General features: G+C 51.3%; 16 protein-coding genes and 4 tRNA genes. 11 read left to right on the top strand and 9 right to left on the bottom strand.

Annotated elements, in window-relative coordinates:
- The first annotated feature begins 332 nt into the window (after positions 1 to 332).
- On the top strand, positions 333 to 1,724 hold the full coding sequence (gene pgtP / locus ACLJRE_RS16950) for a phosphoglycerate transporter PgtP (protein ID WP_000955747.1): 1,392 nt from the start codon (positions 333 to 335) through the stop codon (positions 1,722 to 1,724).
- A gap of 275 nt (positions 1,725 to 1,999) precedes the next feature.
- On the opposite strand, the gene ACLJRE_RS16945 is transcribed toward pgtP, so the two are convergent.
- A complete protein-coding gene (locus ACLJRE_RS16945; RefSeq protein ID WP_000639889.1) occupies positions 2,000 to 2,242 on the bottom strand; it encodes a YfdY family protein in 243 nt (80 codons plus the stop codon).
- A gap of 521 nt (positions 2,243 to 2,763) precedes the next feature.
- Here ACLJRE_RS16945 and lpxP point away from each other — a divergent pair.
- Positions 2,764 to 3,684, top strand: a complete 921-nt coding sequence (gene lpxP / locus ACLJRE_RS16940) for a kdo(2)-lipid IV(A) palmitoleoyltransferase (RefSeq protein ID WP_000484431.1) — start codon at positions 2,764 to 2,766, stop codon at positions 3,682 to 3,684.
- Positions 3,685 to 4,086: 402 nt separating this feature from the next.
- Complete coding sequence (gene ypdK / locus ACLJRE_RS16935; protein ID WP_010723117.1) at positions 4,087 to 4,158, top strand: membrane protein YpdK; 72 nt, start codon at positions 4,087 to 4,089, stop codon at positions 4,156 to 4,158.
- A 49-nt stretch (positions 4,159 to 4,207) separates the two neighbouring features.
- On the opposite strand, the gene alaC is transcribed toward ypdK, so the two are convergent.
- On the bottom strand, positions 4,208 to 5,446 hold the full coding sequence (gene alaC, locus ACLJRE_RS16930; RefSeq protein ID WP_000763118.1) for an alanine transaminase: 1,239 nt from the start codon (positions 5,444 to 5,446) through the stop codon (positions 4,208 to 4,210).
- Between the two features lie 720 nt (positions 5,447 to 6,166).
- Positions 6,167 to 7,132, bottom strand: a complete 966-nt coding sequence (gene glk, locus ACLJRE_RS16925) for a glucokinase (RefSeq protein ID WP_023212344.1) — start codon at positions 7,130 to 7,132, stop codon at positions 6,167 to 6,169.
- 203 nt (positions 7,133 to 7,335) lie between these two features.
- Between glk and ACLJRE_RS16920 the strand changes: the two genes are divergently transcribed.
- A complete protein-coding gene (locus ACLJRE_RS16920; protein WP_000468932.1) occupies positions 7,336 to 8,571 on the top strand; it encodes an ion channel protein in 1,236 nt (411 codons plus the stop codon).
- A 19-nt stretch (positions 8,572 to 8,590) separates the two neighbouring features.
- Here the strand turns inward: ACLJRE_RS16920 and ACLJRE_RS16915 are convergent, their stop codons facing one another.
- The gene (locus tag ACLJRE_RS16915) at positions 8,591 to 10,243 is read right to left on the bottom strand and encodes an alpha-keto acid decarboxylase family protein (RefSeq protein ID WP_023212343.1); all 1,653 of its coding nucleotides are present in this window, start codon (positions 10,241 to 10,243) and stop codon (positions 8,591 to 8,593) included.
- A 179-nt stretch (positions 10,244 to 10,422) separates the two neighbouring features.
- Between ACLJRE_RS16915 and mgrA the strand changes: the two genes are divergently transcribed.
- Positions 10,423 to 11,421, top strand: a complete 999-nt coding sequence (gene mgrA / locus ACLJRE_RS16910; RefSeq protein WP_000640283.1) for an L-glyceraldehyde 3-phosphate reductase — start codon at positions 10,423 to 10,425, stop codon at positions 11,419 to 11,421.
- A 113-nt stretch (positions 11,422 to 11,534) separates the two neighbouring features.
- Positions 11,535 to 11,861 carry a DUF2502 domain-containing protein YpeC gene (gene ypeC, locus ACLJRE_RS16905; RefSeq protein ID WP_000490091.1) on the top strand — a complete coding sequence of 109 codons (327 nt, stop codon included), beginning with the start codon at positions 11,535 to 11,537 and terminating at the stop codon, positions 11,859 to 11,861.
- Between the two features lie 60 nt (positions 11,862 to 11,921).
- Here ypeC and ACLJRE_RS16900 read toward each other — a convergent pair whose 3' ends face one another.
- On the bottom strand, positions 11,922 to 13,163 hold the full coding sequence (locus tag ACLJRE_RS16900) for an Nramp family divalent metal transporter (protein WP_023212342.1): 1,242 nt from the start codon (positions 13,161 to 13,163) through the stop codon (positions 11,922 to 11,924).
- A 342-nt stretch (positions 13,164 to 13,505) separates the two neighbouring features.
- Here ACLJRE_RS16900 and nupC point away from each other — a divergent pair, with 342 nt between their 5' ends.
- Complete coding sequence (gene nupC / locus ACLJRE_RS16895; RefSeq protein WP_000376343.1) at positions 13,506 to 14,708, top strand: nucleoside permease NupC; 1,203 nt, start codon at positions 13,506 to 13,508, stop codon at positions 14,706 to 14,708.
- Positions 14,709 to 14,760: 52 nt separating this feature from the next.
- Here the strand turns inward: nupC and ACLJRE_RS16890 are convergent, their stop codons facing one another.
- From ACLJRE_RS16890 to ACLJRE_RS16880, 3 genes are all read right to left on the bottom strand, one after another.
- Complete coding sequence (locus ACLJRE_RS16890) at positions 14,761 to 16,950, bottom strand: sensor domain-containing phosphodiesterase (RefSeq protein ID WP_001112936.1); 2,190 nt, start codon at positions 16,948 to 16,950, stop codon at positions 14,761 to 14,763.
- 190 nt (positions 16,951 to 17,140) lie between these two features.
- A tRNA-Ala gene (locus ACLJRE_RS16885) sits at positions 17,141 to 17,216 on the bottom strand.
- A gap of 42 nt (positions 17,217 to 17,258) precedes the next feature.
- Positions 17,259 to 17,334 (bottom strand) — tRNA-Ala (locus ACLJRE_RS16880).
- Positions 17,335 to 17,555: 221 nt separating this feature from the next.
- On the opposite strand from ACLJRE_RS16880, the gene ACLJRE_RS16875 reads away from it, so the two are divergent.
- Positions 17,556 to 17,918, top strand: a complete 363-nt coding sequence (locus ACLJRE_RS16875) for a MerR family transcriptional regulator (RefSeq protein WP_000472034.1) — start codon at positions 17,556 to 17,558, stop codon at positions 17,916 to 17,918.
- A 1-nt stretch (position 17,919) separates the two neighbouring features.
- Positions 17,920 to 18,312, top strand: a complete 393-nt coding sequence (locus ACLJRE_RS16870; RefSeq protein ID WP_000826514.1) for a MerR family transcriptional regulator — start codon at positions 17,920 to 17,922, stop codon at positions 18,310 to 18,312.
- A gap of 53 nt (positions 18,313 to 18,365) precedes the next feature.
- On the opposite strand, the gene gltX is transcribed toward ACLJRE_RS16870, so the two are convergent.
- Positions 18,366 to 19,781 carry a glutamate--tRNA ligase gene (gltX, locus tag ACLJRE_RS16865; RefSeq protein ID WP_000695623.1) on the bottom strand — a complete coding sequence of 472 codons (1,416 nt, stop codon included), beginning with the start codon at positions 19,779 to 19,781 and terminating at the stop codon, positions 18,366 to 18,368.
- 258 nt (positions 19,782 to 20,039) lie between these two features.
- Between gltX and ACLJRE_RS16860 the strand changes: the two genes are divergently transcribed.
- Both ACLJRE_RS16860 and ACLJRE_RS16855 read left to right on the top strand, forming a co-directional pair.
- Positions 20,040 to 20,115: transfer RNA gene (locus ACLJRE_RS16860), tRNA-Val, on the top strand.
- A gap of 45 nt (positions 20,116 to 20,160) precedes the next feature.
- Positions 20,161 to 20,232 (top strand) — tRNA-Val (locus ACLJRE_RS16855).

Raw genomic sequence — 20,232 nt, 5'->3', positions numbered from 1 at the left:
AAATATTGAGACAAAACTTACCCTTTTATTTCTGTTAGCATCCAGAACAACGTTATTTGAATAATAACGGGTCCGTCGCCCGAAAACATCAATAAAGCGTATCAGATCACTGGCAGCAAATTTGTTAATATCCGCACATGCTAACGATAAAACGGCCATGCCAATAATTAAAGTTTCACCACACCCTTCAGGATGGGTCAAAAATAACCTTTAAATTCACCCAATTGAGTCAATTTTGACACATTTCTTCGACTTGAATTTTATTGTCACTCCTTTCACTCTACCGACAAAACCTCCTGATGTTCATCTCACTATAAAATACAGGTGACTCCATGTTAACAATATTAAAAACAGGGCAATCGGCGCATAAAGTCCCACCGGAAAAAGTCCAGGCTACGTATGGTCGATATCGTATACAGGCATTGTTAAGCGTATTTCTGGGATATCTCGCTTACTATATAGTCAGAAACAACTTCACATTATCGACGCCTTATTTAAAAGAGCAATTGGATCTCAGCGCTACGCAAATCGGCCTGCTGAGTAGCTGTATGCTTATTGCTTACGGAATCAGTAAAGGCGTAATGAGCAGTCTGGCGGATAAAGCCAGCCCAAAAGTCTTCATGGCGTGCGGTCTGGTACTCTGCGCGATTGTTAACGTTGGGCTGGGATTCAGTAGCGCATTCTGGATATTTGCCGCTCTGGTGGTCTTCAATGGCCTTTTTCAGGGCATGGGCGTCGGCCCCTCGTTTATTACCATTGCAAACTGGTTCCCTCGCCGGGAACGCGGACGCGTAGGCGCCTTCTGGAATATCTCGCATAACGTTGGCGGCGGGATCGTCGCGCCTATCGTCGGTGCGGCTTTTGCGATATTGGGCAGCGAACACTGGCAAAGCGCCAGTTATATCGTTCCGGCCTGCGTCGCCGTCATTTTTGCCTTAATTGTTCTGGTATTGGGAAAAGGTTCGCCGCGCGAAGAAGGTCTTCCCTCCCTGGAACAGATGATGCCGGAAGAAAAAGTCGTACTGAAAACGAAGAATACGGCAAAAGCGCCGGAAAATATGAGCGCATGGCAAATCTTCTGTACTTATGTGCTGCGCAATAAAAATGCCTGGTATATTTCGCTGGTGGATGTCTTCGTCTATATGGTGCGGTTTGGCATGATTAGCTGGTTGCCTATCTATCTGTTGACAGTAAAACACTTTTCAAAAGAACAGATGAGCGTCGCGTTTCTCTTTTTCGAATGGGCGGCGATTCCCTCTACGCTACTGGCAGGCTGGCTGTCAGATAAACTGTTTAAGGGCCGCAGAATGCCGTTAGCCATGATTTGCATGGCGCTGATTTTTGTCTGTCTGATCGGATACTGGAAAAGTGAATCTTTGCTGATGGTAACGATTTTCGCCGCCATTGTAGGTTGTCTGATTTACGTCCCGCAATTCCTCGCGTCCGTACAGACAATGGAGATAGTCCCCAGCTTTGCCGTAGGTTCCGCCGTCGGATTACGTGGGTTCATGAGCTATATTTTCGGCGCCTCGTTGGGCACCAGCCTGTTTGGCGTAATGGTGGATAAACTGGGCTGGTACGGCGGATTTTATCTTCTGATGGGCGGTATCGTATGCTGCATTCTATTCTGTTACCTCTCCCATCGCGGCGCGCTGGAACTAGAACGTCAGCGCCAGAATGCGTTACATAATCAGGACTCGCTGCAGCTTGCGGACGCGCAATAAACGATTAGCCTTCCCGGGGAACAGAAGCGCCGACATTGTCGGCGCTATCTATTCGCTGACATCGTATATACCCAAAATAATTCGAGTTGCTTAAAGGCGGCAAGGGAGTGAGTCCCCAGGAGCATAGATAACGATGTGACTGGGGTGAGCGACAAATCTGCCGGGAGCAGATTTGAACGTCGCGTGCGACGGCCCGTCAGGGCGAGGCCCATGGATGGGTCGAGTAATCCGTAGCCAACACATAAGCAACTTGAAGTATGAAGGGTATGTACTGACTAACGCTTACCGTATCCCACCATAAAGCGAATAATTAACCCACATGCCGGTGCGAGAAAAAGCAATAATCCGCTAACGATGTCATCGCCATCCTGCAGCCATACATTGAGTAAATAAATCAGCGCGGCAAGGATAACCATTCCCGTAAAAGAAGAAACCGCAGAAAAAGCCCCCATCACCTGACCGATATAGCCACTCACGGCAAGTATACTTATTGCAAGAAATGTCCATAAATAGATCATCTATAATACCTCCTGTCTATGGCAAGGCTTCCATATAGCCTTACGGTCCCTCTCACTTCTCCTTTAAGATAAACCTTATCAGCACGTCATTTCCATAACATTTATCTCACATTTTATTTTTCTAATCATTTTTCAATGACCTTCGTCTGAAATAAAATTATTACTGTAAAAACAATGCATTAAAAATAATGATTAGCTTATTTTTGCTACGGAAGAAATATTTACGCTTCTTGATAAAGAATTTCTGGGCGCGAGTAAATAACTGGTGGTACATTAGCCTGCCTGGCGTTCATGCCCTCGTGGTTTAGTACTGACTTAGTTTTACACTCCTTACGGGAACCATTGTCGTACATGATGGCCTAACTATACGCAAATCATTCAAGTTACCCTGATGGGCTTACTCAAGTAAGTGCTTCGGATAAGCGAACGCAACTTGAAGGATGATGCGTATTTCAGAGTGTACCGCTGCGGATAATGACTCTTCTGCGATACATTATTTTCGTATCTACAGAAGGTATTTTATGTTTCCTCAAAGCAAATTTTCACGCGCGTTTTTGCACCCGCGCTACTGGCTGACGTGGTTTGGCGTTGGCGTCCTCTGGTTACTGGTGCAGCTTCCCTACCCGGTTTTGCGTTTTCTGGGCACCCGCACCGGTAAGCTGGCGCGCCCCTTCCTGAAGCGACGTGAGTCGATCGCCCAGAAAAATATTGAACTCTGTTTTCCGACCCTCTCCCGGGAAGAAAGGGAAAAACTGATCGCCGAGAATTTCCACTCTCTTGGCATGGCGCTGCTTGAAACGGGCATGGCCTGGTTCTGGCCTGATAGCCGGGTTCGCAAATGGTTTGATGTGGACGGGCTGGACAACCTCACCCGTGCGCAGGCGCAAAATCGCGGCGTAATGGTCGTTGGCGTGCATTTTATGTCGCTGGAATTGGGAGGCCGGGTAATGGGTCTCTGCCAGCCAATGATGGCGACCTATCGTCCGCATAACAATCCGCTCATGGAGTGGGTTCAGACGCGCGGTCGTATGCGCTCAAATAAAGCGATGATCGGCAGAAACAATCTGCGCGGCATTGTGGGCGCGCTAAAAAAAGGGGAAGCCGTTTGGTTTGCTCCCGACCAGGACTACGGTCCTAAAGGCAGCTCCTTTGCGCCATTTTTCGCGGTTGAAAACGTCGCCACCACCAACGGTACCTATGTACTGTCCAGGCTGTCTGGCGCCGCCATGTTGACCGTTACAATGGTAAGGAAATCCGATAACTCGGGTTATCGTCTGTATATTACCCCTGAAATGGAAGGTTACCCGGCAGATGAAAATCAAGCCGCTGCCTATATGAATAAAATTATTGAGAAAGAGATCATGCGCGCCCCGGAGCAATATCTCTGGATTCATCGCCGTTTCAAGACTCGCCCGTTGGGAGAAGCGTCACTCTACATCTGAAAAAGGCCGCAAGGCCTTTTATTTTGTCATTCCGCATTGCCATAATATTCATATCGTAAATTACTCATTCCTGCTTTTAGCGATAAGTCTCCTGTTTACAGGCGATTTTTTACTGTGTCGGCGGCGTCGCTCAATAGCGATTCATCACTGTCAGAAATTAAACTGTCGCCGATTCCCGACACTTGTAAGTTACTAAAAGTAAATAAGAAAATGCCTCTTGTTTCACCTCATTTTTAGGCGTACATTAGCGCCGTCTGGAGCGATGACGCGCAGAATTCTGAGGTGATGCAGGCGGTCGAAACACGAATAATTCTCAATTTCGTATTGTCCGGCATCAACTCTCTATAATCAGGTAAGTGTAAGTTCATTTAGGCGTACGACAGGTACGCGGAGAGATGAAACGTGAAATATTTCTTTATGGGCATTTCATTTATGGTCATCGTTTGGGCCGGTACTTTCGCCCTGATGATTTAAAAGTACAATGCAAAGAAAAACAGGAGCCATGGGGCTCCTGTTTGCTTTTCTACTCCGTGCTCGCTTCAACGGGTTTTGGATGTGACGGCAGCACGCCATCAGCGCGGAACATCGCTTTAATCCCTCTGACGGCCTGGCGAATGCGGTCGCGATTCTCTATTAATGCAAAGCGTACATGGGTGTCGCCATAATCACCAAAGCCTATCCCTGGAGAAACGCAAACCTTCGCCTCATTCAGCAGCTTCTTGGCAAACTCAAGCGATCCCATCGCCGCATATTGCTCCGGGATTTTCGCCCAGACGTACATTGAGGCTTTCGGCATTTCAACCATCCAGCCCGCCTCATGCAGCCCCTTCACCAGCACATCGCGACGACGTTTATACTGCTCGGCGATATCGCGCACGCACTGCTGATCGCCTTCCAGAGCGGCGATAGCCGCCACCTGAAGCGGGGTAAAGGTGCCATAATCGTGATAACTTTTAATGCGCGCTAGCGCGCTGACCAGGGTTTTATTGCCCACCATAAACCCAATACGCCAGCCCGCCATATTATAGCTTTTCGACAGTGTGAAAAATTCGACCGCCACGTCGCGCGCGCCAGGCACCTGCATAATGGATGGCGCTTTCCAGCCGTCGTACACGATATCGGCATACGCCAGATCGTGCACTACCAGCACATCATAACGTTTAGCCAGAGCGACCACTTTTTCAAAAAATTCCAGTTCGACGCACTGGGCCGTAGGGTTAGACGGAAAACCCAAAATCATCATTTTCGGTTTCGGATAACTTTCGCGAATAGCGCGCTCCAGCTCGTTGAAGAAATCCACCCCCTCTACCAATGGAACCGAACGCACCTGCGCCCCGGCGATAACGGCGCCATAGATATGAATCGGGTAACTGGGGTTCGGCACCAGTACCGTATCACCATGATCCAGCGTCGCCAGCATTAAATGCGCCAGTCCCTCTTTGGAACCGATGGTCACAATCGCTTCGGTTTCCGGATCGATATCGACATCATAACGTTCCTGATACCAGTGAGAAATCGCGCGGCGTAAGCGCGGTATGCCGCGAGACGTGGAATAACCGTGCGTATCCGGACGCTGCGCGACGGTGCAAAGTTTTTCGACAATGTGGGGAGGGGTTGCGCCATCAGGATTACCCATACTGAAATCAATAATATCTTCGCCGCGCCGACGCGCAGCCATTTTGAGTTCAGCGGTGATGTTAAAAACATAGGGCGGAAGGCGATCGATACGCGTAAAGCGACGTTCAGGGCGGAAGTCAGCCATAATATCCTCAGATTAACGTTAGCGCCCGGACCGTCCGAGCGACGCTGCCACGATGGTGGCTCCTTTAGAAAATAGCCTGAAAATTTTCTTCCTGTCGAGAGGCTAATGAAAATATTTTTAGCGACAAAAAAGAGGAGCAAGCGTAAAAACTTACTTTTTAAGCGTGTCAGTTATAACATCAAATAAATTATATTATTAACAAATTGATATCATTGAATTTACGTAACGTGGCGCAGCCGACGATAATTTCCTGTCAATAAACCTTATCTCAAATAATCCCCTTTTGATTTTGTGGTTTTTCCTCTTTAATCAAAACCCTTACTAACGCTAACGGTATTCGATCATGTCATATTGCGGTATTTTTCAGAGACATTTCCCCGAAAATAAAGATCCTTTCCGGCAAGCTGCCGCGATGAAACCGTAAATAAGGCAGCGAACCGGATACGTATAGTAAAATAAATCCCTGTTTTCGCCTGACTAACCGCCATGACGTGATGACTCAACGCGCTGGTGTTTGACCTTTCGCTCAGCAAGAGTAAAGTGAAATAATTCAGACAGTTGAAGTATTCTTGCACAGGAAAGGCAATGAAAAAAACCGCGTGAGGCACGCGGTTTGAGACTGGCAAGAGAATGATTAATTGCCTGATGACGCTGCGCTTATCAGGCCTACAGATGACACACTTTTGTAGGCCGGATAAGGCGTTTATGCCACCATCTGGCTTATAGAATATGACCTAATGTCTGGCGCAGATGCGCGCCGGAACCTAACAAGCCGGGGTTATCATGGATAATCAGATAGACCGGAATACCGTGTACATAATCTTTAAAGCGGCCTTTATCTTCAAAGCCACCACGGAAGCCGGACGCTTTAAAAAATTCCAGGAAGCGCGGGACAATACCGCCAGCGATATAAACGCCGCCAAATGTCCCCATGGTTAACGCCAGGTCGCCGCCAAATCGCCCCATGATGACGCAAAAGAGCGACAACGCGCGGCGACAATCGATACAGCTATCCGCCAGGGCGCGTTCGGTAATATCTTTCGGGCGCAGATTTTCCGGCAGACGGTTGTCGGACTTAACTATCGCCCGGTAAAGATTCACCAGCCCGGGGCCAGACAGCACGCGCTCGGCGGAAACATGGCCAATTTCGGCGCGCAATATTTCCAGAATCATAGCTTCTTCTTCGCTATTAGGCGCAAAATCGACATGTCCGCCTTCGCCCGCAAGGCTAATCCAACGCTTATCCACATGCACCAGATGCGCCACGCCCAAGCCGGTTCCCGCGCCATACACCGCAATAGGTTTGCCGTCTACCGGTTCGCCGCCGCCGAACTGAATTAAATGCTCTTTTTTCAGCATCGGGATCGCCATCGACACGGCGGTGAAATCGTTGATGATTTCCAGATGGCTAAAGCCGAGATTTTTTTTCATTTCCGCAATAGAAAAAGCCCAGGTATGGTTAGTCATCGCTACCCAGTCACCGGTAATCGGGCAGGCTATGGCGATACAACCATCTTCCACGCTGACGCTATGCTCATCGAGATAAACGCGCACCACGGCCTCAAGACTGGGATAATCCAGGCCGGAATACGTTTTGGCCTGCGAGATTTCTCCACTGGCGATATCACACAGGGCAAGACGCGCATTCGTGCCGCCTACATCTCCTACTAAAGCATACTTTGTCATTCTTCTACTGCTCCGCTAAAGTCAAAATAAGTCTTTGTCACACTGTAAATTCATGGGGGCATAACAACAACGGCCATCAGGCTGACTGCCTATAAATATAGATCTTCATCACAGAATTACTTTCTTGTTTCAGCACCAATTGCAGCAATGCCGTCGGGCAGGCTGTGCAAAATAGGTATACGACCCCGTGTAAGGAAGAGATTATGTTCCACCCGCGTGCCCGAACGATGCTGCTGCTGTCGCTCCCCGCACTGATTATTGGCGTAGCGTCAAGCCTGGTTTTAATCGCCTCGATGAAAGTCGCGTCGGTTTTTCAGCAATTTCTTTGGCAACGACTGCCCGCCAGCATCGGAATCGCTTATGATTCGCCGTTCTGGATAGTGGGTATGCTCACGCTAACTGGGATCGTGGTGGGTTTGATTATCCGTTACAGTCCCGGACACGCTGGCCCCGATCCGGCCATCGAACCGTTAATCAGTATGCCGGTCTCGCCATCTGCGCTGCCCGGGCTGCTTCTCGCCTTAATCATCGGCCTTGCTGGTGGGGTAAGTTTGGGGCCAGAGCATCCGATAATGACAATAAATATCGCGCTGGCGGCGGCTTTCGGTTCCCGCCTGTTTCCGCGTATCACGGCGTTAGACTGGACGATTCTGGCCTCAGCGGGCACCATCGGCGCGCTATTCGGCACGCCCGTCGCCGCAGCGCTGATTTTTTCGCAAACCCTTAGCGGCTCTAACGATATTCCCATGTGGGATCGCCTGTTTGCGCCGTTAATGGCGGCAGCGGCGGGGTCACTCACCACCAGCCTGTTCTTTCATCCGCATTTTTCGTTACCCATCGCCCATTACACGCAGATGCGGCTGGTGGACATTGCCAGCGGAGCGATCGTCGCGGCGATCGCCATTGCCGCCGGGATGGTCGCCGTCTGGTGTCTTCCGCGTCTGCATGAGTTGCTGCACCGACTGAAAAATCCGGTCCTGATTCTCGGCATTGGCGGTTTTATACTGGGTATTCTGGGCGTCATTGGCGGGCCGCTTACCCTGTTTAAAGGACTGGACGAAATGCAACAAATGGCGTTTAGCCAGACGTTGGGCGCGGGAGATTATTTTACCTTAGCCGTCGTCAAACTCGCCGCGCTGGTCATCGCGGCGGCGAGCGGCTTTCGCGGCGGGCGCATTTTTCCGGCTGTGTTTATCGGCGCGGCGCTGGGGCTCATGCTCCATGCCCATGTTGAGGCCGTACCCGCGGCGATTACCGTCTCCTGCGCGATTCTTGGCTTAGTGCTGGTAGTGACGCGCGACGGCTGGCTCAGTCTGTTTATGGCGGCAGTCGTCGTACCGGATACCAATCTGCTGCCGCTGCTCTGCATTGTGATGCTCCCCGCCTGGCTATTGCTGGCGGGAAAACCGTTGCTGGCCGCCAACCGTCACGAACCCTAATCCGGCGCAGCGGGGGCCATTATCCCCCGTTGCGGGCTTCCAGCGCCCGGGTCACGGTACGCAGTAATTCCGGCAGATCGGCTTTTGGCAACATCACTTCAATAAATGACAGACGTTGTGGGCGCGCCAGCCGTTCGAGGACCTCCGCCAGTTGGATAGCCTGCGTCACCCGCCAGCACTCCGCCTGTTGCGCCGCGTTTAGCGCCGGTGGTATCTGCGTCCAGTTCCAGCTCGCGATGTCGTTATACCGCTGGGCCGCGCCGTGAATGGCGCGCTCTACGGTATAGCCGTCATTGTTGAGCAGCAGGATGACCAGCGCCTGCCCGTCGCGTAACATCGAGCCCATCTCCTGAATCGTGAGCTGCGCCGCGCCATCGCCGATAATCAGAATCACCCGCCGATCGGGGCAGGCGGTTTGCGCGCCAAACGCGGCGGGCAAGGAATAGCCGATAGATCCCCACAGCGGCTGTACCACAACCTCCGCGCCGTCAGGAAGCGACAGCGCGGCAGCGCCAAAAGCTGCGGTCCCCTGGTCGACAAGGAGAATATCGCCGGGTTTGAGATACTGCTGTAAAGTTTGCCAGAAACTTTCCTGGGTCAGTTCTCCCTTATCAATCCGCACTGGCTGTCCGGCGGAACGCGTCGGCGGCGGCGCAAAAGCGCATTCAAGGCACAGTTCGCGCAGCGTAGACACCGCCTGCGCCATCGGGAGGTTGAACCAAGTTTCGCCGATGCGCGACGCGTAAGGCTGAATCTCCAGCGTGCGTTCCGCCGGCAATTGTTGAGTAAATCCGGCCGTAAGGGTATCGACAAAACGGGTGCCGACGCAGATAACCCTATCGGCGTCCTCTATGGCCTGACGCACTTCTTTGCTGCTGGCGCCTGCGCTATAGGTGCCAACGAAGTTCGGGTGCTGCTCATCAAAAAGCCCCTTCCCCATCAGTAGTGTCGCATGAGCGATGGGCGTTTCCGCCATCCAGCGCTGCAACAGTGGTCGTAAACCAAAACGCCCGGCAAGAAAGTCGGCCAATAGCGCAATGCGCCGACTGTTCATCAGGCACTGACGGGCGTGGTAACGAAAAGCCGTCTCCACACCGCTTTGCGCTTCATGCACGGGCAACGCCAGCGCCTCCGTAGGCGGGATGGCCGTTTTTTTCGCCACGTCGGCGGGCAACATGATGTATCCTGGCCTGCGTGCGGCAAGCATTTCACCCAATACGCGGTCAATCTCGAAACAGGCGTTCTGTTCATCCAATATTGCGCTGGCAACAGATATCGCCTGACTCATGCGATAAAAATGACGAAAATCGCCGTCGCCGAGGGTATGGTGCATCAATTCGCCACGCTGCTGCGCAGCGCTACAGGGCGCGCCGACGATATGCAAGACCGGGACATATTCCGCGTAACTGCCCGCGATACCGTTAATAGCGCTAAGTTCTCCCACGCCAAAGGTGGTGAGTAGCGCTCCAGCGCCCGACATGCGCGCATAACCGTCCGCGGCATAAGCGGCGTTCAGCTCATTAGCGCATCCCACCCAACGCAAGGTCGGGTGGTCAATCACATGGTCAAGAAACTGCAAGTTATAATCGCCCGGTACGCCAAAAAGATGGCCAATGCCGCATCCTGCCAGTCTGTCCAGCAAATAGTCGGCCACGGTATAGGGGTTTTGCATGACAGCTTTCCTTCTGACGTTGACATTATGTTGAGTATTAAGAAATGGCGATGGCTGTCCAGCCACGGCGGGATGAAAGCCTGGAAAACAATGTTTACAGCGGTGAACAGTAAAATCCGGATACCGCCTGGCGAGTGTAACCGTATACACTATTTATTCACGCCACAGGGGGAAAGGTCATGATTTATCAGCCCGATGAAAATCGTTATCACACAATGGAGTATCGTCGCTGCGGGCGCAGCGGCGTCAAACTTCCCGCCATTTCGCTGGGGTTATGGCACAACTTCGGCGATGCGACACGGGTAGAAAATAGCCGGGCGCTGCTGCAACGCGCGTTCGATCTGGGCATTACCCACTTTGATCTCGCCAATAATTATGGGCCGCCGCCGGGCTCCGCAGAATGCAATTTTGGCCGCATTCTGCAGGAAGATTTTTTACCGTGGCGCGATGAGTTGATCATCTCCACCAAAGCGGGCTACACCATGTGGGATGGCCCTTATGGCGACTGGGGTTCACGGAAATACCTTATCGCCAGCCTCGATCAAAGCCTGAAACGTATGGGGCTGGAGTATGTCGACATCTTTTATCACCATCGTCCCGATCCCGAAACGCCGCTTAAAGAGACGATGAAAGCGTTAGATCACCTTGTGCGCCAGGGCAAAGCGTTGTACGTGGGGATCTCTAACTATCCTGCCGATCTGGCCAGACAAGCTATCGATATTCTGGAGGATCTCGGCACGCCTTGCCTGATTCATCAGCCTAAATATTCGCTTTTTGAGCGTTGGGTAGAGGACGGGCTGCTGGCGCTGTTGCAGGAAAAAGGCGTCGGTAGTATTGCCTTCTCGCCGCTGGCGGGCGGGCAGCTCACTGACCGTTATCTGAATGGCATTCCGGAAGATTCCCGCGCGGCGAGCGGAAGCCGTTTCCTTAAACCAGAACAGATTACCGCCGACAAACTGGAAAAAGTTCGCCAGTTGAATGAACTGGCTGCGCGACGGGGCCAAAAATTGTCTCAGATGGCGCTCGCCTGGGTGCTGCGTAACGATAACGTTACCTCGGTACTGATTGGCGCCAGCAAACCGTCGCAAATCGAAGACGCCGTGGGAATGCTGGCCAATCGCCGTTTTTCAGCGGCGGAATGTGCAGAAATTGACGCTATTCTGGAGGGCCGGTTTTAGCAAAAAATGCTCTCCTTCATGATTTAAGAGTTAAGGCGATGAAACAAATCTTTACTGCTTTGTAATATTGCATTAACAGGCCGGCGACGGCTCGATCGTGAAGGAGAGAAAGTATGTTCAGGTCACTGATTCTGGCGGCAGCCTTGCTGGCTTTTACACCGCTTGCCGCGAATGCGGGCGAAATCACCCTGTTGCCCTCAATTAAATTACAGATTGGCGATCGCGATGATTACGGTAACTACTGGGACGGTGGTCGCTGGCGCGACCGTGATTACTGGCACAACCATTATGAATGGCGTAAAAATCGCTGGTGGCGTCATGACAACGGCTATCATCGCGGCTGGGATAAGCGTAAAGCGTATGAACGCGGTTATCGGGAAGGCTGGCGCGATCGCGACGATCATCGTGGGCGAGGCCGGGGTCACAAACATCATCACTAAGCCTCCTGCTGAATAATAGCCCGATGACGCCCACGCATCGGGCCTGCTATCTTTCTGTCTTTATGACAATCCCATTACCGTTCCAACCAGCAACCAGATATTCAGGGCGACGACCAGCACGACAATTATCCAGCCAATCTGTTTTACCCGCCGCGTGTTCACCAGCTCGCCCATTAGCGTAGCGTTACTGGTGAAAATCAGGAGCGGCACCAGCGCCAGCGCAATACCAAAACTCAGCAGCACCTGGCTCATCACCAGAATTCGGGTAGGGTCCAGCCCCATCAAAATCACAATAAATGAGGGCAGCATGGTAATGGTGCGCCGTACCCACAGCGGAATGTGAAAACGGACAAACCCTTGCATCACCACCTGCCCCGCCAGAGTCCCTACCACGGTGGAGGAAAGCCCTGCCGCTACCAGACTAAGACCAAACACCGTTGCCGCCGCATGGCTTAGTAACGGTTCCAGCGTCAGGTATGCCTGATCGAGGTCGGCGATGCCAGTGTGGCCGCTAAAATGAAACGCCGCCGCGGCGGTCGCCATCATTGCCAGATTGACAAAACCGGCAATCGTCATGGCAATAGCGACATCCCATTTTGTTGCTGAGTACCGTTGTTGCCGCGTTCCGTCGTGCAGATGCTGCGTTAATGACGAGTGCAGATAAATCACGTGCGGCATAATCGTCGCGCCAAGCACGCCGGCGGCTAAGAATACGGCTTCCGGGTTCGGTAGCGCCAGGATAACCATTCCTTTTCCGAGCTGCGCCATATCAGGCTGAGAGAAAAACAGCTCCACAATGTAAGCAGCGGCGACAAAAAGCAGTAAACCGCCGATGACTTTTTCAAGCGGTTTTTGACCGCGGCGTTGTAACATTAAAATCAGAAACGTCGCGATACCGGTCAATACCGCGCCCTGTAATAAAGAGACGCCCAGGATCAGCTTAAAACCTATTGCCGCGCCGATAAATTCAGCTAAATCGGTGGCCATCGCGATGATTTCCGCCTGTACCCAGTAAAACCAGACTACCGGGCGCGGATAATGGTCGCGAATTTGCTCCGCCAGGTTTTTGCCCGTGGCGATTCCGAGTTTTGCCGAAAGGATTTGAATCAGCATCGCCATCAGGTTCGCCCAGACCACCACCCAGAGTAGCTGGTAGCCAAAGCTGGCGCCGGCCTGAATATTGGTCGCGAAGTTACCGGGATCGATATAACCAATCGCGGCAATGAACGCAGGTCCCATTAATGCGAGCCTTAGCTTGCGCGCCGCCCGTCCGCTGCTATTCTCTACGCGATTGTCAGTCATCTTTTGCCTCAAAAACATAGCCTTTGCTATGTTTTATGCTATGTTCATTGATAATGATTATCAAGTGCATTTCAATGGGTACGGGTGATTACTTTGATAGTGTGAAACGATAGACCGATACGATGGCGACCTGTATCAGAACAGTTTGGCTTAACATTACAAGATTAGCACACTGATATAACTTTTCATTTTCATATTCAGTACAGTAAAAGTGTATTACAGATCACTAATTTTGAATCTCGTCACAGGTCCTTATTATAGTGTGTGTTGGATCTCGTTTTCTTTACGGCTGTTGCATAGAATGTGCACGAAAATTAAACCTGCCTCATATTTGGAGCAAATATGGACCGCGTCCTTCATTTTGTCCTGGCGCTTGCCGTTGTTGCGGTACTCGCACTGCTGGTTAGCAGCGACCGTAAAAAAATTCGCATTCGTTACGTCATTCAGTTACTTGTTATCGAAGTATTACTGGCCTGGTTCTTCCTGAACTCGGATGTTGGCCTTGGCTTCGTAAAAGGTTTCTCCGAGATGTTTGAAAAACTGCTCGGATTTGCCAACGAAGGGACAAACTTCGTCTTCGGCAGTATGAACGATCAAGGTTTGGCGTTCTTCTTCCTGAAAGTATTGTGCCCGATCGTCTTTATTTCCGCGTTGATCGGTATTCTTCAGCATATCCGTGTTCTGCCAGTGGTCATCCGCGCTATTGGTTTCCTGCTGTCCAAAGTAAACGGTATGGGCAAACTGGAATCTTTTAACGCCGTCAGCTCGCTGATCCTCGGCCAGTCTGAGAACTTTATCGCTTATAAAGATATCCTCGGCAAAATGTCCCGTAACCGCATGTACACCATGGCTGCAACGGCGATGTCGACCGTTTCCATGTCTATTGTGGGCGCGTATATGACCATGCTGGACCCTAAATATGTGGTCGCAGCGCTGGTTCTGAACATGTTCAGCACCTTTATCGTACTGTCGCTGATCAACCCCTATACCGTTGATGCCAGCGAAGAAAATATTCAGATGTCGAACCTGCATGAAGGCCAAAGTTTCTTCGAAATGCTGGGCGAGTACATTCTGGCAGGTTTTAAAGTGGCGATTATCGTCGCGGCGATGCTGATCGGCTTCATCGCGCTGATCGCGGCGCTGAACGCGCTGTTCGCAACGGTTACCGGTTGGTTCGGTTACAGCATCTCCTTCCAGGGCATTCTGGGTTACATCTTCTACCCGGTCGCATGGGTAATGGGCGTACCGTCCAGTGAAGCGCTGCAGGTAGGAAGTATCATGGCGACCAAACTGGTTTCCAACGAATTCGTGGCGATGATGGATCTGCAGAAAATCGCCTCTACCCTCTCTCCACGCGCTGAAGGCATTATCTCCGTCTTCCTGGTGTCCTTCGCGAACTTCTCTTCCATCGGTATTATTGCGGGCGCGATTAAAGGCCTGAACGAAGAGCAAGGCAACGTGGTTTCCCGTTTTGGTCTGAAGCTGGTGTACGGTTCTACGCTGGTGAGCGTACTGTCCGCCTCTATCGCGGCGCTGGTACTGTAAGTCTGCGTTTAATGTAGAAACCGGGGAGCTATCCCCGGTTTTTTTATGCCGCTTATTTACCTAACGGGCGCGGGCGGCCAATCAGATATCCCTGCAAACTGTGTACGCCAAGCTGCAATAGCAGATCGCGCTGCGCAGGCGTTTCAACAAACTCAGCCACGACGCTCAACGATTTCGCTTTCGCTAAATCAGTGATGGATTTCACGATCATCGCATCCAGGGAGTCCGTCAGAATATCTTTTACGAAACAACCGTCGATTTTAATGATGTCCGCCTTGAGGCGTTTTAGCCGTTCATAGTTTGCATAACCAGTACCGAAATCATCAATGGCGATTTTTAGGCCAAACTTACGCAGCTGGTTGATATTGTGCATACTGATTTCGGAATGAGAGAAGGCCTGTTCTTCAGTAATTTCGATGATGACCGAAGCTGGCGGGACGCCATAGCGTTTAAAAAGCTGCATAATGCGCGACGCCGTCTCTTTTTGCAGCAGCGTCAGCGGCATCAAATTAACCGAGAAACGCGCCCCCTGCTCCGCCGAAGGATGCGCGGACAACCATTGCAGGAGCGCTTCCATCACCTGCATATCAAACCGTACACTCAGGTTAAACTGGGCGATAAGCGGAATGAACTGATTGGGCATCATGATACCGTCGTCGCACCGAAGCCGCGTCAGAATCTCGTCATACCCTTTTCCCTGCGCGTCGCGAATGGGTTGCGCATACAAAACCAGCGCACCACGCTCCAGCGCCTGACGGATTTTCTGCAACCGCAGCACCCGTTCCGTCGTCTGCCCGGAAGCGGCTTCAATACTCTGGGTCAGTGCAAGCACCCGACGATGCGAACAAGATTGCTCCGCCAGCCAGCTTAACTGCCCCAACAGCGGTTGCAAGGTTTCCTGGCGACCATCGAATGTTCCCCACGATGCGCCGTATTCCATGTCCAGACCGGTATTGTTCCAGTAAATTTTGCGGTTATTAAGCACATTGAGCATATATTGCAGGCGGGCTTCCGTCTCCGGTCCCGTCAATACCAGCAATAACTCACTGCCCGGCAGATGGAAAATTTTCTCCTTTTCCAGCAGCAGCGGCTGCAACACGCGAAACACCTCGCGTTCGCAATGCACGCGCATCTGCATACCGTAATGACGGCTCAGAAATTCCAAGTTTTCCATGCGTAAATAACACACGCTTTGCCCGGCATCCTGTAAAAGAAACTGCTCCAGCGCACGCAGGTTAGGCAGCTGCGTCAACGGATCGGTCAACGCCTGCGAGTGCCATTGTCGATTCAACCATTCGCTACGCTGATTAATCCGCGCCATGTACAACAAACAAATACTAAAAGAAATGAGAACTGAAAGGATAAATGCCAGCGAATATTCTGAGCCCACGCCCTGCAGAAAATTGCGGTTATAGCTAAGCAGGAATAGCGCAGTGAGAGCCCAACTAAAATTCAATAGCGGATAGCTGATTTTCCCCACGCCGATGGTAAATCCAATGAACAGGACTGGCACCAGATAGCCAGCAATATACTTTGTCTCGAAAGGCGTACACAGCACCGCTAATAGCGTCGCCAGAGTGGCAAACCAGAGAAGCGTAAACAGGCGTTTTTCTTTGGCGAGATAAGGAGCGATATCCCTCCGCCAGAAAATACGAATATAGTGCGGGCTGACTATCATCCGCAGCGGATAATAGAAAAAGAGGGTAAAAATAAGCGCGGCAGAAATCAGACTCAATAAATCAACAATCGAGAAAATAGCGGTGCCGGTGCCAAAGAAGGTAGAGATGGTCACCGGGAAAGCCAGGTAGTGCCCCGCCAGATGCATACTGATTTTTATGCCAAACGGCGTCATTAACCCTAACCAGAAAACGCGTAGCCAGATGCCTTGGTTGGGTATTCCGTAGCGCCAGCGCGCGCCCAGCTGCCAGCGTACGATAGCGCAAACCAGCAACACGGGAAACGTCTGGCAAAATAGCAGCACCATCGCCTGTGGCAGAGGTAAATGAAAATTCCATTCATTAGTCAACATCATTCCGCCTACCATCGGCGCGACGCCACGGCGGCCAAATAAGAACAGCACGGAAAACATGACGCAGAGCGGTAGCCAGGCCAGAAAGATATAGCTGGAATCAATTGTGGCGCGGGGAGAAATGAGACGAGATAGCAGAATAGCCGGAACGGTCAGGCAGAAAGCCAGTAAAAATATTTTTATATTTTTTAATACGTTACACTTATCCGGCATTGCTTTAATGCTCACATCATTATATAAGGCGCATGAATAATAAGTATATTCGCATTATGAAGCAATCTAACAAAAGCTCATATTGACCGCAAAAGCAGCGGCAAACAAACGCACCTGAAGAACAGATCAGACGCCATGAATTTCGTGACAAAAAGCAAAAACCCCCGCTTTTCAGCGAGGGTTTGAATATTGGTGGAGCTAAGCGGGATCGAACCGCTGACCTCTTGCATGCCATGCAAGCGCTCTCCCAGCTGAGCTATAGCCCCATAGTGCTTTTACGTATACGCCAAATTTATCGGGAGTAAATTTGGTGGAGCTAAGCGGGATCGAACCGCTGACCTCTTGCATGCCATGCAAGCGCTCTCCCAGCTGAGCTATAGCCCCACTACGTAAAGCTTGTCGAGTTGACGGGCGGCATCATATGAATTCCCTCGGCATGTGTCAACGGCAAAATGAACTTGCCGAATTCAATCGCTGAAAAAGCATTCAAATAAAGGACATTGCGGCACAACTCGCATTCAGTAGTTAAACACGTCACGGTTTCGACTAAAATGGTGCTATAAAATGAACCACTAATTAACCCCACGACTATTCAGGGAATCGTTATGTTCAAGGAACGGATGACGCCAGAAGAACTCGCTAATCTCACCGGTTACAGCCGACAAACCATCAATAAATGGGTACGGAAAGAAGGCTGGGCAACATCGCCCAAACCTGGCGTCCAGGGCGGTAAAGCCCGTCTGGTTCATGTAAACGAACAGGTTCGTGAATATATCCGCAGCGCTGAACGTTCAGTTGACCATCACGCAGACACATTCACGCCTGCCAGCAACGCATCGCTTGAAGCGCTGCTTATGACGCTCGCCAAAGAGATGACCTCATCCGAGCAGAAACAGTTTACCTCTCTCCTCGTGCGTGAAGGGATTACCGGTTTGTTACAACGCTTAGGGATACGCGATAGCAAATAATATGAAAAGATTACGCAGTAAAATGACCACTGAAGAGCTGGCTGAATGCCTCGGCGTGGCCAGACAAACCGTCAATCGCTGGATCAGAGAACAACACTGGAAAACCGAAAAATTTCCCGGCGTCAAAGGCGGACGCGCAAGACTCATCCATATTGATGCCAGCGTGCGGGAGTTTATTCTCAATATTCCGGCTTTTCGCAAACTGCCTGCGTTTTATCAGGCGGAAGAGGCTTTCGCAGAATATGCGAACGCGGCGCACAGTCACGCTTATCGACAAATTATTGATGCCGTTGAAAATATGTCTGCTCAGGAACAGGAAAAACTGGCGCTGTTTTTATCGCGGGAAGGTATTCGCGGATTTCTGACGCGTTTAGGTATCAATGAGGCGGACTAACAAATAATAAACGGCAGGCGTCTGCCCTGCCGTTTATTCTGTTTCAGCTGGCGTTACTGCTGGCTTTCACGCTCGGCGATAAAGCCCAGCGCTTTGTTGATGCGCTCAATGCTGCGGGTTTTGCCAATCGCATGTACGGTGACATCCAGCGCAGGCGACTGCCCGGCACCGGTCACAGCCACACGCAGCGGCATCCCTACTTTACCCATCCCCACTTCCAGCTCATCCGCCGTGGCCTGAATCGCGTGGTGGACGTTTTCTGCTGACCAGTCCGTAATCGCCGACAGCTTGTCGCGCACCACTTCCAGCGGCTGACGCGCCACCGGGCGGAGGTGTTTTTTCGCCGCATCGGCGTCAAACTCGCTGAAGTCTTCATAGAAGTAGCGGCAGCTCTGCGCCATCTCTTTCAGAGTTTTGCAGCGTTCGCCCAGCAACTTCACCAGTTCAGCAAGCTGCGGGCCGTTACGGGTGTCGATATTTTCCTGCTCGATATGCCACTGCAAATGCGTCGCCACATATTCCGGCGCCAGCGTATTGATATAGTGGTGGTTCAGCCACAGCAGTTTATCGGTGTTGAACGCGCTCGCAGACTTGCTCACCGCACCGAGGGAGAACAGCTTGATCATCTCTTCGCGGGTGAAGATTTCCTGATCGCCGCTGGACCAACCCAGACGCACCAGATAGTTCAGCAACGCTTCCGGCAGATAACCGTCATCGCGATACTGCATCACGCTCACCGCACCGTGACGTTTAGACAGCTTTTTACCGTCGTCGCCGTTAATCATCGACACATGCGCGTACATCGGCACCGGCGCGTTTAACGCTTTCAGAATGTTAATCTGGCGCGGAGTATTGTTGATATGGTCTTCGCCACGAATCACATGGGTAATTTCCATATCCCAGTCGTCCACCACCACACAGAAGTTGTAGGTCGGCGAACCGTCGGTACGACGAATGATCAGATCGTCCAGCTCCTGATTGCTGAATTCGATCGGCCCACGGATCTGATCATCAAAAATAACGGAACCGTCCTGCGGGTTAGCAAAGCGCACCACGCATGGCTCATCGTCGGCATGATGTTCGTGACTGTGGCGGCAGCGCCCGTCATAACGCGGCTTCTCGCCTTTCGCCATCTGATCTTCACGCAGTTGCTCCAGACGCTCTTTAGAGCAGTAGCATTTATAGGCCGTTCCCGCCTCCAGCATCTCGTCAATCACCGCGTTATAGCGATCAAAACGTTTGGTCTGGAAATATGGGCCTTCGTCCCATTCCAGGTTCAGCCAGTTCATACCATCCATGATGGCTTCAATGGCTTCCGGCGTGGAACGCTCAAGATCGGTGTCTTCAATACGCAGCACGAACTCACCGCCGTGGTGACGTGCGAAAAGCCAGGAATAAAGAGCAGTACGCGCGCCGCCGACGTGCAGATAACCTGTCGGGCTAGGCGCGAAGCGAGTTTTGATTTTCATGAAATGGCCTTACGTTTATAAAGATGCCGACAACCGGCAAATCCTGGAAAGATGAATAGCCTTGTATTCTATCACTGTGGCTTGATTCCTCAATGTTGATCCGGTCAGAACGCTACGCTTTGCTATTTCCGTATAGAAATCATGCAGCGCGGAGTAATTCACGATCGTTTTGTTTAATTTTACGACGAACAAACAAAAACTTTAGAAAATGCGTTGACTCATTTTCAACTCTCCCTATAATGCGACTCCACACAGCGGGGGTGATTAGCTCAGCTGGGAGAGCACCTCCCTTACAAGGAGGGGGTCGGCGGTTCGATCCCGTCATCACCCACCAACTACTTTATGTAGTCTCCGCCGTGTAGATAAGAAATTGAGAAGTGGGTGATTAGCTCAGCTGGGAGAGCACCTCCCTTACAAGGAGGGGGTCGGCGGTTCGATCCCGTCATCACCC

This window comes from Salmonella sp. SAL04157, from assembly GCF_046551635.1.
GTDB lineage: Bacteria > Pseudomonadota > Gammaproteobacteria > Enterobacterales > Enterobacteriaceae > Salmonella > Salmonella enterica.
This window is presented reverse-complemented; position numbering and strand designations above follow the sequence as displayed.